At 35.5% G+C, this 12,706-nt stretch carries 12 protein-coding genes; all 12 read left to right on the forward strand.

The window, feature by feature from the left end:
• The first annotated feature begins 71 nt into the window (after positions 1-71).
• Positions 72-1,139, forward strand: coding sequence for a CDP-glucose 4,6-dehydratase (rfbG, locus tag EJF25_RS06220; protein ID WP_125040520.1), 1,068 nt, complete (start codon positions 72-74; stop codon positions 1,137-1,139).
• A 203-nt stretch (positions 1,140-1,342) separates the two neighbouring features.
• Entirely contained in the window at positions 1,343-2,086 is a 744-nt protein-coding gene (locus tag EJF25_RS26535; RefSeq protein ID WP_370685705.1) for an acyltransferase family protein, read from the forward strand.
• Positions 2,087-2,998 (forward strand): NAD-dependent epimerase/dehydratase family protein, encoded by a 912-nt coding sequence (locus tag EJF25_RS06225; protein ID WP_125040521.1) that lies wholly within the window; start codon positions 2,087-2,089, stop codon positions 2,996-2,998.
• Between the two features lie 268 nt (positions 2,999-3,266).
• Positions 3,267-3,836, forward strand: a complete 570-nt coding sequence (gene rfbC / locus EJF25_RS06230; RefSeq protein WP_125040522.1) for a dTDP-4-dehydrorhamnose 3,5-epimerase — start codon at positions 3,267-3,269, stop codon at positions 3,834-3,836.
• Positions 3,837-3,838: 2 nt separating this feature from the next.
• Complete coding sequence (locus tag EJF25_RS06235; RefSeq protein WP_125040523.1) at positions 3,839-4,708, forward strand: glycosyltransferase family 2 protein; 870 nt, start codon at positions 3,839-3,841, stop codon at positions 4,706-4,708.
• Between the two features lie 184 nt (positions 4,709-4,892).
• A complete protein-coding gene (locus EJF25_RS06240) occupies positions 4,893-6,005 on the forward strand; it encodes a hypothetical protein (RefSeq protein WP_125040524.1) in 1,113 nt (370 codons plus the stop codon).
• A 107-nt stretch (positions 6,006-6,112) separates the two neighbouring features.
• A complete protein-coding gene (locus EJF25_RS06245) occupies positions 6,113-7,198 on the forward strand; it encodes a glycosyltransferase (RefSeq protein WP_125040525.1) in 1,086 nt (361 codons plus the stop codon).
• Positions 7,185-7,928 carry a glycosyltransferase family 2 protein gene (locus tag EJF25_RS06250; RefSeq protein ID WP_160119381.1) on the forward strand — a complete coding sequence of 248 codons (744 nt, stop codon included), beginning with the start codon at positions 7,185-7,187 and terminating at the stop codon, positions 7,926-7,928. Before EJF25_RS06245 ends, EJF25_RS06250 begins: the two co-directional genes overlap by 14 nt.
• A gap of 217 nt (positions 7,929-8,145) precedes the next feature.
• Positions 8,146-9,408: a TolB family protein gene (locus tag EJF25_RS06255; protein WP_125040527.1), complete on the forward strand. Its 1,263-nt coding sequence runs from the start codon at positions 8,146-8,148 to the stop codon at positions 9,406-9,408.
• Between the two features lie 28 nt (positions 9,409-9,436).
• On the forward strand, positions 9,437-10,411 hold the full coding sequence (locus EJF25_RS06260; RefSeq protein WP_125040528.1) for an SDR family oxidoreductase: 975 nt from the start codon (positions 9,437-9,439) through the stop codon (positions 10,409-10,411).
• Between the two features lie 24 nt (positions 10,412-10,435).
• A complete protein-coding gene (locus EJF25_RS06265) occupies positions 10,436-11,704 on the forward strand; it encodes a nucleotide sugar dehydrogenase (protein WP_125040529.1) in 1,269 nt (422 codons plus the stop codon).
• Positions 11,691-12,698, forward strand: coding sequence for a glycosyltransferase family 2 protein (locus EJF25_RS06270; protein WP_235016739.1), 1,008 nt, complete (start codon positions 11,691-11,693; stop codon positions 12,696-12,698). Before EJF25_RS06265 ends, EJF25_RS06270 begins: the two co-directional genes overlap by 14 nt.
• Positions 12,699-12,706: the final 8 nt, after the last annotated feature.

Raw genomic sequence — 12,706 nt, forward strand, 5'->3', positions numbered from 1 at the left:
TGTTGGCTACGAAAAGTGTACGATATGTCAGAATCATTAGTTACCAGTTTAATAAATACTATGTTTAAGATATGGAGAATATACTAGATTTTTACAAAGATAAACGAGTCTTCCTAACTGGACATACTGGCTTTAAAGGTAGTTGGATGTGTAAAATATTTACCAATGCGGGTGCCATTGTTACTGGCTATTCGTTAGAAGCTCCTACAGATCCCTCTCTCTTTAAAATCGCTGACATTGAGAATGATATCAAAAGTGTGATTGGTGACATTCGCGATATGGCAGCTTTGAAGAAGGCATTTGATGAGACTCAGCCTGAGATTGTTTTTCATCTAGCTGCACAGCCTATTGTACGCAACTCTTACGAAAATCCGGCCTATACTTATGAGACTAACGTAATGGGTACAGTTAATATCTTGGAGTGTGTCCGTCAGTCGAGTTGCGTAAAGTCATTTTTAAATGTTACTACTGATAAAGTTTACTTAAATAAGGAGTGGAATTGGGGGTATCGTGAAAATGAAGAATTGGATGGCTATGATCCATATTCTAATTCGAAATCTTGCTCTGAACTGGTGACACATTCATACAAGCGTTCGTTTTTTACAGATAAGGATGGCAAGGCAATTATTCCTATTTCAACTGCACGTGCTGGTAATGTGATAGGAGGTGGTGATTTTGCTAATGATCGTATTATTCCTGATTGTATTCGTGCAGCAACTAAGCATGAAGATATCATAGTTCGTAACCCATTCTCTACCCGTCCATATCAACATGTGCTAGAGCCTCTGTATGCTTACCTTTTGATTGCTATGAAGCAGTATGAGGATAGCTCGTATGCTGCTTATTACAATGTAGGTCCGGATGATGTTGATTGTTTCCAGACAGGTGCTTTGGTTGACCTCTTTGTGAACACGTGGGGGGGAGGTATGAAGTGGGTGAACAAATATGATAGCGGTCCTCATGAGGCTAATTTTCTAAAACTGGATTGCTCTAAACTCAAATCAACCTTTGGTTGGACTCCTCGTTGGAACTTGGATAAGGCCATGGAGAAGATTGTGGAATGGAGCAAGATTTGGTTATCTGGTGGTGATGTACGTGCCTGTATGGATAGACAGATTATAGAATTTCTTCAGAGGTAAGTAATGAAAAATAGGGATTATTCGCTTGATTTTCTAGCTGGTATTCTGCTTCTTCAGATAATTTACAACCATTGTTGCTCTATAAGTAAATCTGTCAGCATAGATCTTTCATTTTTAGCTTTCTATATGCCTTGGTTTTTTTATAAAGGAGGAATGTTTTTTAAAGCTTTAGAAAGTAAACAAATGTTAACGGGGGTAAAAGGTTGCTACTACCTTTTATGAAATACTCCATTTTAGGGTTAAGCATAGGTTTTATATTATCGCAGTTAAAGGATGTGTCAGTTTTGGATTTCTCGTTATGCCAAGTCAAATATATCCTGTTACAAGGATCATTCTTTGGTAATTTACCCCTATGGTTCCTTCCTGCATTATTTGGTGCAAGGCTTCTATCAAATTATCTTGTTAACCATAAATGGAATATGATCCTTAGTGTAACATTGTTGTATACTGTTTCGATATTATTGAATTACATTCAAGTAAATGTCACATCTTATATTCCCTATATGATATGTACTATTTGTACAGGTACAATGTTCTTCCTGTTGGGGGCTTTGCTGAAAGACATTCAATATGACAAGCATATATTTTTGATCTCTGGGTTTGTTTATGTCACTTTTTTATACTTTGGCATTCCTATTATAGATATGCGTACCAATTTGACTGTCTATGGTTCTTATTACCTATGGCTTCCATTTTCGGTTAGCGGCTGTCTGTTTTTTAACAATATAGTACACCATATATCAGTTAGATTTATAGAAAGTGAATATAATCTATTTACTTATGTAGGTACTAATTCTATGACGTATTATGTGTGGCATTGGATTTTCTTATTACCTGCAAATTATCTGTTAATCAATATTATTCATGTTCCGAAAGAGTATTGTTTACTATCTATTTTAATGATAGTGGCACTATGCCTCTTTCTTGTAAGAAAAAAGACGATATAAATGGAAAAAGTAATAATCACAGGTGCTGACGGTTTTGTTGGCAGTTATACAGTAAAACATTTTTTGAATGAGGGTAAGGTCGTTCTTGCTTTGGATATGGGCTCTGTTGCTCGCAGATTGGAGGCTCATCCCAATCTTACCTATATGCAGTGTGACATCACCAATACGCAGGCAATGCTCGAGAATATTGAGCATGACGTGTATGATACCTTCATTCACTTTGCCTGGGCCGGATCAGCTGGTGAGGCTCGTATCGATTACAATCTTCAGATGCAGAATGCGCTCAATACAGTAGAGTGTATGAAGTCTGCAAAAGAGCTGGGTTGTAGCCGTTTTGTATGTGCTGGTTCTATTATGGAGTATGAAGTTGAAGCTGCTATCCATACTCAAGGAAGTAAACCGGGAATGGGGTATATCTATGGAATGGCTAAACACATTGCTCACTGCATGTGTAAATCTGTTGCTGTAAATATCGGTATTGATCTTCTTTGGCCCATGATTACCAATGCTTATGGGGTAGGTGAGTTCTCCCCACGTTTTGTGAATACTACACTTCGTAAGATTATCAACGGAGAAACTCTTCAGTTTACTGCAGCTACACAAAACTATGATTTTGTTTATGTGAGTGACGTGGCAAAAGCTTTCTATTTGGTAGCAGAAAAGGGTAAACCATTCTGTGAGTATATGATTGGTTCGGGTGATGCTAAACCATTGAAGAATTTTATACTTGAGATGGTGGTAAGCTGTGGTCCCGAAAGTACCCCTTTGTTTGGCGATATTCCTTTCACAGGTACTAACATGTCATTGAGTACATTTTCAATCGAAGCAATTAAGAACGATTGTGGCTTTGTGCCGGACGTAACCTTTGGTGAGGGAACCAAGATGACCATGGATTGGCTGAAAACTATTTAAAACATTTATCATGATCTCTATATGGTATCACAACTGTTTAGCCGATATTGTTGTTCGGGCTCTATTGACTCTTGTATTTGCGACACATCTAATATACAGTCTTCTTGCATTTTAAAAATCTTAAATATTTTATTGCTGTTAGATTTTCAATGGATGGGTGTAGATATTTAGGATGTACTGTTTCACCTATTTTATTTGTGTGATTTTATACCGATTATTAAATAAGCTGGCGCCGAGGCTTCCTCAGCGTTGGTAGGAAAACGTTAATATGATAAAAAAAATCAATTTTGAAGAACTGGATTTGAAGGGAGCCTTCAAGATTCAGCCTTTTTATGCCACCGACGAGAGAGGTGGTTTTGTAAAAGATTACAATATAGATATGTTCAAGTCTAACGGCATTGAGCATGAGCTGAAAGAAGTGTTCTATACCATCAGTAAGAGAGGTGTGGTTCGTGCTACGCACTTCCAACTTGTGAAACAGCAGGCAAAACTTGTTCGTTGCATCAGTGGTCATGTTTATGATGTGATTGTGGACTTGCGTCCGGATTCTCCCACATTGGGTCAATGGAGAGGTTTTGATCTTACAGGTGAGAACCAAGTTGAGCTTTATATTCCTCAGTACTTCGGGCACGGTTATCTTGTATTGGAAGATTCTGTGGTGAGTTATAAGTGTGGTGAAGTATTCTATGGTGAAGGTGATTCTGGTATAATGTATAATGATCTGGATATTAATATTAAATGGCCGTTTGAGAAGATTGGAGGTATTGAGAACCTGATAATCTCAGATAAAGATAAGAATCTGATGAGTTTTAAGGAGTATATTAAAAGGGTGAAGTAAGTATGGTTTCAATAATTACAAATTGCTACAATGGAGAGGCATTCTTGAATGAAACCATTCAATCTGTTTTAAGCCAAACATATGCAGATTGGGAATATTTGCTTTTCGATAACTGTTCTACAGATAAATCTGCAGAGATATTCAAATCATACAAGGATCCAAGATTTAAGTATTATCATAATGATCATACTGTACCTCTTGGACATGGAAGATATGAGGCAGTAAAGTTAGTACATGGAGATTATGTTTGCTTTATCGATTCAGACGATCTTTGGCTTCCTGAGAACCTAGAAAAACAAGTAGCTGTAATGGAGCATGATTCATGTATAGGAGTTGTTTATACTGACTATCAAAAGTTTGGTGTAGATAATTCAATGAGAAGCACAAGTAAAAAAGGCTATCGAACAACCAGTGAAATGCTAGCATACTATGATTTAGGGCTTTCTTCTACCATGTTTAGAAGAGAACTCTTGCAGAAGTACAACATTAATATAAACAAATCATATCAGATTATTGCAGATTTTGATTTGTTTATTAGGCTTTCGCGCGTTTCAAAGTGCTATCATATTAAAGAAAATCTTGTTAAATATCGTACTCATGCAAAAAATTTGTCATCAACATATACGAAAACGCGACTAGAGTATAAGGACATATTGAAAAAGTTTGATGAGGAATTTTCGGATAAAGAAAAAAGTGAATGTAGAGAAGGTCTGAATAAATTTAATGATGAATATGAAATTATGACTTTAGAAAATAATCTTAAGAATCATAATCATATGGAGGCATTTAAAGGTGTTTTTCAACTAAAATGCAGTCGCTCCTACTTGTCTTGTTTGAAGAGATTTGCTTTATATCTTATAGGAAAATTGTAATTCCCATATGCTAATAAAGTATTTAATTAGTATAGCTTTAATGTTCGTTTATCTATTTTCGGTGAATGTTACATTTCTACCTTCATTAATATCAACAAGATGGTTCCTAGCAGTGCCAGGAGTTCTCTTGATGCTTATCTACTATAAAAATCTATACAAAAAAACTATTCATTATAAAAAGACAATGAATAGCTTTTGGAAAAGTTTGTGTTTTTTTTATTTTACAGTATTATGTTCAAGCATATTAAACGGTAGGTTTGATGGTTTTTACTCTTCTTACCCAATTACGATACTATTAATCACCACTGCTAGTTTTTGTCTAATATACTTGTTGAATAAAATATGGAATGGTGTTGACTTAAGGCGATATTTTTGGCTGCTTGTATTGACTTGTGTTGGTCATCAGTTATTATCTATAGCAATGTTTTTCTTTCCAGTAGTGAACGATGTGGTATTTTCTATCATACAGCAATCTGCTTTGGAGGAGCGAGCAAATGAACTTACAGTACTAAATCGATTTCATACTGTAGGAATAGCTTATTTTGGTGCTGGAGCATTATATTCATATTGTATACTCCTAACAGTTATACTATCCCAACATAATTATAAATTTATCAAACGGTGGGGTATACCAATAATATTAGTCTTCCTTTTTGCTGTAGGTAGTGCTGTGTCACGTACTACTATGATGGGGCTTATTGTTGCATTGATGTACTTAGGATTGGTTATTTGGCAATCAAAGGGATCTCAAAGAATGATAAAGCTTGTAAAATATGTATTTGGTGGTGCCTTTGTCCTTTTACTAACTTTTATACTGTTTAATAAGTATATTGCTGATAATTTTTTGCTTGAATCCGTTATAGAACATGCATTTGAAGGGATATGTAATTTGTTTAACGATGGTAAATTCACTACGTCATCTTCAGAAAAAATGTTCGATGCATATATATGGCCTGACAATCTTTTGACATGGCTTATTGGTGATGCCAAACTTAAAGGAATAGATGAATTTTCGTATTATATGTTTACAGATATTGGTTGGTGTCGGTTAATTTTTGATTTTGGCTTAATAGGGACTATTGCATTTATCTTTATGCAGTGGAAACTATTAAAAGTAGTCTTTGTACAAAAGATCAACTATCTAATTGTTTTTGTTCTATTTTTATCTTTTCAATTCAAAGGAATTTCGGAATTAATCGTTTATTTTATGCCAGCCGCAATGGTATGGTTATTTAAGGAACCAAATATTGAGTTGTCAAATGAACAAAGTAAACTCGCTAATCTAATAGTTAAATGATAACTTCCGACGCTTTTATCGATAAATCCTTGAATAACAGAAAGTCCTTTAAAAAAATGTATAAAGTTATTGTTTAGTTATTACTAAATCTAATAAAATTCAAGAATATGCATATAGGTGTTGTTATGGATTCTTTCAATATAGGGGGAGTTCAATCTGTCTTTTACAATTTAATTTCTGAATGGTCGAAAGAAGGACATGATGTTACTGTGTTTGTCTATCAGAATAAAGGAAACTTGAAGAATAGGTTACCGTCTAATATCAAAGTGATTCCATTTACGTCTTCAAGATTATACAAAAGTTTTTTTGTAATCCCTAATTTGTTGCGAAAATATAATATTGAGATTCTATTGACAGCAAAGGATGGAATTAATCTTTTTTATATATTAAATAAGCTAACTTTTCAGTATAATACCAAACTTGTGATTTCTCAGCATAACCACTTAATATTTGAGAACCAATTTAATAAGAAATTTTATAAGGTAATTATACCGTTCTTGATTAAGAATATGTATAAGAGAGCTGACTATATAATATGTGTATCGCATAGCGTTGATTTGTTTTTAAAGAAACAGGGGATTGGAAATAAGATGAAGACTATCTATAATCCCCTTAATATTTATGAGGTATTAGAAAAATCTCTGGAAACTCCTCATGTCAAGTATAAATATTTATTATATTGTGGAAGATTCAGTACTGTAAAGAATTTATTCTTTTTAATAGACTCATTTTCGCATTTTCATAAAAAAAATCCCAATTATAAACTGCTATTAGTCGGTGATGGACCGCTAAAGTCAGATTTAGAGATTTACGTGAATGAAAGAAAACTAAATGAAGAAGTGATATTTACAGGATCTCAAAGTAATCCTTATGGCTATATGAAAAAAGCTGAATTACTTATCCTTTCATCTTTTTCTGAAGCACTTTCCATGGTGTGTTTAGAGGCTATGTCTCTTGGAATAACTATTGTTTCTACACCATGTGAAGGTCCTTCCGAAATTCTTTCTAATGATTTAGGTTATATTTCAGCAGATTTCCATGATGCTCAAAATTTTGCAAATTTGATGGAGTATGCATTATATAATAAAAAAGATCCATCTATTCTTAAGGCTTTTGTTTCAAAGTTCGGAGTTATCGATATTTCAAAGGAATATATTAACGTTTTTAAAAACATCATTCATGGAAGCAATTGATAATAATTTGGTTTCTTGTATCATACCTTCATATAAAAGAACTGATACATTAAGAAGAGCTATAAATAGTGTACTAAAACAAACTTATAAGAATATTGAGGTTTTAATAGTTGATGATAACTTTAATGGCGATGAATATAGTGAACAAGTTAGAAATATAGTTGTGTCATTTGACAATCCTCGTATCAGGCTTATTTCTCAACCGATGCATATAAATGGTGCAGAAGCAAGAAATGCAGGGGTGCGGGCTGCGAAAGGTGAATATATAGCTTTTCTTGATGATGATGATGAGTGGCTATCAGAAAAAATCGAAAAACAATTAAGATTTTTAAAAGATAATCCTATATATGATGGATGTTCTGTATTCTATCAGGAATTTAACAATAACATCGTTGTACATTCATGTCCTCCATATATAGCGAGAGATCTTTTTTACAAAATTTTTTGTAGGGAAGTTGCAGTATTAACTCCTACAGTTTTGTTGAAGAAAGGATGCCTAATAAATACAGGTATTTTTGATAATTCATTAAAGCGTCATCAAGATTTACAGATGCTTCTACGTTTTACGTCAAAATATAATCTTGGGGTCTTACCAGAATACTTGGTAAAGATTCATCGGGATTCAGAGATTAATAGACCTAATGCTAAAAGCATTATTGAAATTAAAAAAATTTTTTTAGATCTGTCCAAGATTTATTTGATTCTTGTACCTCTAAAGAAAAAAGAATAATAAAATTTGCTCATTGTTATGAGGTTCTTTTTGTGGCACTTAAACAGAAGCAATTTGTTATGGCTATTAAATATTTTTTCAAAGCAGGTATATCTATTAAAGGGTATAAATTATTAATCAAAAGAGCTCAAGATCGAAAGTATATTAATGCGGAACATTAGTGTATATTCTCTTTTGAGGTGTCGTATGCTAGTATTTCAATTTTAATCCATAATTTATGAGCATAGAACAAAAAATAAACTACCAACTGAATAAATTTCCATTGGTAAAGAGGGGGATTAAACGAGCATATCAGTCAGTTTGCTATGCAGTAAGTAAGAAAATAGAATCAGAAGGAAATATTGTTCGTTTATCACCAAATGATAAAGAACATGAGTACTTTTTTGGATATTATGACAAGAGTCCTTGGGATGCGACAGGTCGCTACATTATTTGTATGCGAGCCAAAGATACTTGGAGTGAACCAGATCCGGTTGAATCAGCAGATATCTTATTAATTGACACGTTGAAAAGTAATAGTATATGTAAGATTGCCACTACACATACATGGAACGTCCAACAAGGTTGTATGGCACAGTGGCTGGGGCCTGATTATAAGAGTCATATTCTTTATAATGACATACGTCAGGGAAAATATTGCTCAATAGTATTGAATATAGAAGCTGGTGTTGAACGTGTATTGCCAATGCCTGCATATACAGTTTCGGCAGATGGTAAGATAGCATTGTCACTTGACTTCTCTCGTTTACATAGTTTGCGCTTGGGGTATGGATATGCAGCTTTGCCAGAAACCACCAAAGGTGAAGCTCTTCCTAATAGTACAGCTATCTGGCGAATGGATATTGAAACTGGAAAAGTTGTAGATATTCTTAAATACGTAGATTTTTCAAATTTCCAACCTCGCCCCGAAATGAAGGAAAAAGGTAGCGTACACAAGGTAAATCACTTGATGCTTTCACCTAATGGGAAGCGTTTTATGGTCCTTTATCGTTGGTTTTGCGGTCAAAGAAAATATACTCGTTTGGTGACTTGCAATGTGGATGGTTCAGATATGTATCTATTGAGTGATGATGACATGGTGAGCCATTGTTATTGGAAGAATGATGAAGAAATAATTGCTTTTGAACGTAAGCATTCAGAAGGCAATGGTTACTATTTGATGAAAGATAAAACCCAAGAGTGGAAACACCTGTGGTCTCAGTTAAGTAATGATGGTCATCCAAGTTACAGTCCTATAGATAAGAATTTGGTCGTGATTGACTCATATCCAAACAGGGCTCGTATTGCAGACGTTAAAATTCTTAGGGATAACGACCCTGAAGGCAAAGATATAAAAGTTATTGCTCGTGTGTTTGCTCCCTTTAAATACGATAATGATACTCGTTGTGATTTGCATCCTCGTTGGAGCAGAGATGGCAAGAAAGTTTGCTTCGATTCTATCTTTGAAGGGCATAGAGGTCTTTATGTAGTCGAGCTTTAATTACGAAGAGTAAAAAATAAAACATATTATGGCATATAAACATCTAAAATTTCCAGAGAACTCATTATTCTTGGTGACTGGAGCTGCAGGTTTCATTGGTAGTAATTTGTGCGAGGCAATCTTGAATATGGGATATCGTGTCCGTGCATTGGATGATCTTTCAACTGGTAAGCAAAAGAATATCGAGTTGTTTATTGATAATCCTCGCTATGAGTTTATAAAAGGGGATATTAAAGACCTTGATATTTGTATGAAGGCTTGCGTAGGAGTGGATTATGTTCTCAATCAAGCTGCTTGGGGATCTGTTCCCCGCTCTATTGAAATGCCGTTATTCTATTCTTTGAACAATATTCAAGGTACACTTAATATGCTTGAGGCGGCTCGCCAACAAGGTGTGAAGAAGTTTGTGTATGCGTCAAGTTCTTCTGTCTATGGAGATGAGCCAAATCTTCCTAAAAGAGAGGGTATAGAAGGTAATCTCCTTTCTCCTTATGCCGTAAGCAAACGTTGCAATGAAGAGTGGGCAAAGCAGTACACAAAACATTATGGTCTTGATACCTATGGAATGCGTTACTTCAATGTGTTTGGGCGCAGACAAGATCCGGATGGAGCTTATGCAGCAGTTATTCCTAAGTTTATAAAGCAGTTGCTTAACGGTCAGGTATGCCACATCAATGGTGATGGCAAGCAATCGCGTGATTTTACTTATGTTGAGAATGTAATAGAGGCTAACCTTAAGGCATGTCTCGCTTCAAGTGAAGCTGCCGGTCAAGCTTTTAATATTGCATATGGTGGGCGTGAGTATCTGATTGACATTTATTATGGCTTAACTAAAGCACTTGGTGTAAATATTGAGCCTGAATTCGGTCCAGATAGAGCAGGTGATATTAAGCACTCTAATGCGGATATCTCTAAGGCTAAAAAGCTCCTTGATTATGATCCGGACTGGAGTTTCGAGAAAGGTATAGCTGCAGCGATTGATTGGTATAAAGCAAATTTGTAATAAATAGTTTTAAAGGCAATAAAAATGAAAGAGACTAAAATCTGTGTAATAGGCTTGGGCTACGTAGGACTTCCCCTTGCTCGTCTTTTCAGTTCTAAGTACAAGACCATTGGTTTCGATATGAACGCAAAGCGTTGTGAAGCTTTGATGGCTGGTCATGATTCAACGCTTGAAGTAAGCGACGAATTGCTTCAGGATGCAATCAATAATCATGGCTTTCTTTGCACAGCAGATATCGAACAGATTAAAGATTGTAATTTTTATGTAGTTGCAGTTCCTACTCCAGTGGATGAGAATAACAACCCAGATCTTACTCCTCTATATGGAGCATCTACTACTGTCGGTAAAGTCATCTCAAAAGGCAATGTCGTTGTATATGAGTCAACTGTTTATCCTGGGGTAACAGAGGATGAGTGTATTCCTGTGGTAGAGAAAGTAAGTGGCATGAAGATGAACATAGACTTCTTTGCAGGTTATTCTCCTGAGCGTATCAACCCTGGTGATAAACTTCATACAGTTGAACATATCAAGAAGGTAACATCAGGCTCAACTCCTGAGATTGGACAATATGTAAATGAGGTTTATGCTTCTGTTATCACAGCCGGAACCCACCTTGCTCCTTCAATTAAAGTAGCTGAAGCTGCTAAAGTGATTGAGAACTCTCAGCGTGATATTAATATTGCATTTGTGAATGAACTTTCACGCATTTTCAACAAAATGGATATTGATACTCTCGATGTTCTTGAAGCTGCTGGTACTAAATGGAATTTCTTGCCTTTCCGCCCAGGTCTGGTAGGTGGTCACTGTATTGGCGTTGACCCTTACTATTTGGCTCAGTGTGCTCAACGTCATGGTCATAATCCGGAGATTATTCTTGCCGGACGACGAATGAATGATGGTATGGGAGAGTATGTAGCTACTGAAACAGTTAAGTGTATGCTTAAGAAAGGAATCCAAGTACTCAACTCAAATGTTATCCTTTTAGGCTTCACTTTTAAAGAAAACTGTCCTGATGTACGTAACACTAAGGTTGTTGACATCTATCGAACTCTAAAGGAGTATAATGTGAACGTAACAGTCTATGACCCATGGGCTAATCCTGCCATAGCAATGCACGAGTATGGTGTTGAGGTAGTAAATGAATTACCTACTCAAAAATTTGATGTTGCAATTGCTGCTGTTGCTCACAAAAAGTTTGAAGGAATGGATATTTGCACTCTCTTAAAGGAAAATCATGTTATCTTTGATGTGAAGTGTACATTGGATAGAAATATTATTGATGCTAGATTGTAATATGGGTTCAGCGCAGTTACCCTTTGTTTCACTTCTTCTCGTTACTCGCAACGAGAAGAACTACATTGAGAGGTCATTGATGTCTCTTATTAACCAGACATATCCTAAAGACAAATATGAAATTGTCATAGCTGACGGAAAGTCTGAAGATGGAACCCTTGATGTTGTTAGGAAATTTCAAGACAAATATATAAAGGAAGGGCTGGTGATTACTGTTGTGACGAATGAGAAGAAAATCTTAGCTACAGGATGGAATATCGCTATTAATGCAGCTAAGGGAGAATATGTTACACGTATAGATGCTCATGCCGAAGCAGAACCTGATTTTGTGGAAAATAGCATTAAAGCAATCTTAACAGTTGATGCTGTATGTGTAGGCGGTAAGCTAACTTCTCTTTCTTTGGATGGTGCTGAGAATGTGATATCAAAGGTGCTGTCTTCTCCGTTCGGAGTGGGAAACTCATCATTTCGCGTGTCAAGTCAAGCATGTTATGCGGATACTGCAGTGTACGGCTTGTATAAGAAGAGTGTGTTTGAAGAGGTTGGATATTTTAATGAGAAGATGGTGAGAAATCAAGATATTGAACTCCATAGCAGAATAAAAGCGGCAGGTTATAAGTTTTATTTTGATCCCTCAATCAAATCAACTTATTATACTCGTACTACCCTGTCTAAAATGTTGAAACAGGCGTATGGTAATGGCTTTTGGAATATGATTTTGCTTAAGAAAGGAAACTCTGCACTTTCGTTGCGTCATTTAATTCCGTTTGCATTTGTGGTTTTCTTGATGCTATCCATTATTGGGGGGTACTTTTGGAGGACAATATGGGCTTTAGGCTTGGGCGTTGTTTGTCTTCATTTATGTTTGGGACTATATTTCGCTGGCAAGAAAACGCACTCTTTGTTAGAGATTTTAGAAATGTCTTGGCTATTTATGTCCCTACATCTGGCATATGGTTGGGGGTATATAATGGCTATATTCAAGAAGATTTGATTTGTGAA

The organism is Bacteroides faecalis (assembly GCF_003865075.1).
GTDB classification, from domain to species: Bacteria; Bacteroidota; Bacteroidia; order Bacteroidales; family Bacteroidaceae; genus Bacteroides; species Bacteroides faecalis.

What these genes read in the sequence shown, in the direction of transcription:
- rfbG (WP_125040520.1), top strand. Translation starts at nt 72, where the DNA reads ATGGAGAATATACTAGATTTTTACAAAGATAAACGAGTCTTCCTAACT.
- EJF25_RS06225 (WP_125040521.1), top strand. Translation starts at nt 2,087, where the DNA reads ATGGAAAAAGTAATAATCACAGGTGCTGACGGTTTTGTTGGCAGTTAT.
- rfbC (WP_125040522.1), top strand. Translation starts at nt 3,267, where the DNA reads ATGATAAAAAAAATCAATTTTGAAGAACTGGATTTGAAGGGAGCCTTC.
- EJF25_RS06235 (WP_125040523.1), top strand. Translation starts at nt 3,839, where the DNA reads ATGGTTTCAATAATTACAAATTGCTACAATGGAGAGGCATTCTTGAAT.
- EJF25_RS06240 (WP_125040524.1), top strand. Translation starts at nt 4,893, where the DNA reads ATGAATAGCTTTTGGAAAAGTTTGTGTTTTTTTTATTTTACAGTATTA.
- EJF25_RS06245 (WP_125040525.1), top strand. Translation starts at nt 6,113, where the DNA reads ATGCATATAGGTGTTGTTATGGATTCTTTCAATATAGGGGGAGTTCAA.
- EJF25_RS06250 (WP_160119381.1), top strand. Translation starts at nt 7,185, where the DNA reads ATGGAAGCAATTGATAATAATTTGGTTTCTTGTATCATACCTTCATAT.
- EJF25_RS06255 (WP_125040527.1), top strand. Translation starts at nt 8,146, where the DNA reads ATGAGCATAGAACAAAAAATAAACTACCAACTGAATAAATTTCCATTG.
- EJF25_RS06260 (WP_125040528.1), top strand. Translation starts at nt 9,437, where the DNA reads ATGGCATATAAACATCTAAAATTTCCAGAGAACTCATTATTCTTGGTG.
- EJF25_RS06265 (WP_125040529.1), top strand. Translation starts at nt 10,436, where the DNA reads ATGAAAGAGACTAAAATCTGTGTAATAGGCTTGGGCTACGTAGGACTT.
- EJF25_RS06270 (WP_235016739.1), top strand. Translation starts at nt 11,691, where the DNA reads ATGCTAGATTGTAATATGGGTTCAGCGCAGTTACCCTTTGTTTCACTT.